The sequence below is a fragment of the Prevotella pallens ATCC 700821 genome, assembly GCF_000220255.1.
In the GTDB taxonomy this organism is placed as follows: Bacteria; Bacteroidota; Bacteroidia; order Bacteroidales; family Bacteroidaceae; genus Prevotella; species Prevotella pallens.
In genome coordinates this window covers 1-1,877 of the sequence record NZ_GL982517.1, presented here as the reverse complement: position 1 = coordinate 1,877, position 1,877 = coordinate 1, and the positions used below count along the sequence as shown (strand labels likewise).

Genomic DNA, 1,877 nt, shown 5'->3' with positions numbered 1-1,877 from the left:
AGATATGTTGGTGTGATGGAGAGATTTACTGGTTTAGGTTTGGGCGAAGCGGATGGTACGGTAGATATGGGCAGTGACTCTAACGGAGGAATGGGCGCCCCCAGTAGTGTTGATATTGTGTGGCTTTCGTATTTAGAAAAGAAGTTTTATCGGCTTAATGTTAAATTCTCATCAGAGCTACAAGATAAGATACGCCAAAAGTTCCGTACAAAATATTATGATTGGCCAGCTAAGAGGTATTGGGCATTTACAGGTTTTGTGATCAATATGCTTCCCAAAGGGCATGTGTGGCTCTATGTAGATGGTATAGGTCGACGCGAATTGGTCTGTGATACTCTTGTTGGCAGGGAAGTAAATGTGCCATTGCAGGATTTTGACGAAGATGGGTATCGATACCGCAAAACGCTTGATGCGTTTTGTGAAGGGCGACTTGGGGATTACACATGGGCGGAAGAGAATTTCAAACGAAATGGTTTGTCAGATGGTTTGTGGGATACCTATAAGACGAAATACAACTATGAGATAGAATTTAAGTTTGAAGATGAAAAAGCTGTTTTGGATGTTGATTATCTTTACCGATTCCTTACGGGAGAATTTTGGCATAGAGATAATAAGCCGATGCCTTCAGTATTGCCTCGCGTAAGGGAAATTCAGGCAGGATGGGAGGTAGGTACTACGATTTATGATGGAAATTTTTATTTTGATGAAGAGGAAATCATAAAGGGATATGCAGAGGCTTTCAAAGCTAAGGGAGCTTCGGGAAAGTTGATGATTGAGGTTAGCAAATATAACAATTGGTTTACTATTTATTTGTTAGTGAGTGGTAAAAAGTATCCCTTAACCAAAACAAAGATTCATGTTTTTCGAACAACTCCACAGCATTTAAAGGAGGAAAAATGGCCATTTTATAATAATCATCCAGATATTTATTCTGGAGATATTCATTATGTAGGTGAATAGCATATGGGAAAAGATTCAGACTCCACGCCCTAACACCACACCGAATACCAACCCTGGTCCACCTGTAAGCTGGAACGACCCAACTAACCCTGATGACCCACAGGCTGGTTATGGTTATATCCCAAACGATACTACGAAAGAAGAAACCTTCTTCTATCACAGTGATCACCTTGGCAGTACGTCCTACATTACAGATGATAAAGCCAACATCACGCAGTATGATGCCTACTTGCCATACGGTGAACTGTTGGTTGATGAGCACAGCAGCAGTGAAGACCTGCCGTATAAGTTCAATGGCAAACAGTTTGATGAGGAGACAGGCTTGTACTATTATGGTGCAAGGTATATGAATCCAATCACGAGTATTTGGTATGGGGTGGATTCACGTATAGGAGAAATGCCATTTAGTAGTTCTTACTCTTATTGTGACAACCATCCCATTAATTTTATAGATAAAAAGGTGATAAGAAACTTAATTGGTTTATATTGACAAAAGGTATTCCTCCACAAAATGATATTAGAAATAATTCTGCATATTTTAGAAACAATTATGATAATAATGTTGTAAATATATGGGCTTATGGACTAAAAGACCCTTCGGATAAAAAATATCGTCAACAAGCATGGGGGATAGGTATATCTAGACTTAGTTCAGGAGAGCGGTGGATGGAAGTTGCTTCATACTTATCTAGGGATGTTTCTTTATTTGCAAGGCGTATAGACATTGCCGATAAGGGATGGCGGAAAAGGAACAATGGTCATCCTATATTGGTCTTACATAGTTGTGCTTCATCTACCTTTGCACAAGAAATCTCTGCATCTAAAGAATTTAAAGGGGTTATCATTATTGCCCCAGATGTAACATTACATACCACAAAAGAAAAAGGAGAATGGCTTAATTCTTTAGTTTACGGGAA

General features: G+C 39.2%; 1 protein-coding gene and 2 pseudogenes. All 3 read left to right on the top strand.

The window, feature by feature from the left end; translation table 11 throughout:
* Positions 1–960: DUF2931 family protein (locus HMPREF9144_RS12410; protein ID WP_006046491.1), on the top strand; the 960-nt coding region annotated here is incomplete at its 5' end.
* Positions 961–973: 13 nt separating this feature from the next.
* Positions 974–1,414, top strand: a pseudogene (locus HMPREF9144_RS12405) (RHS repeat-associated core domain-containing protein); the annotation flags it as partial.
* A gap of 32 nt (positions 1,415–1,446) precedes the next feature.
* A pseudogene (locus HMPREF9144_RS12400) lies at positions 1,447–1,877 on the top strand (RHS repeat domain-containing protein); the annotation flags it as partial.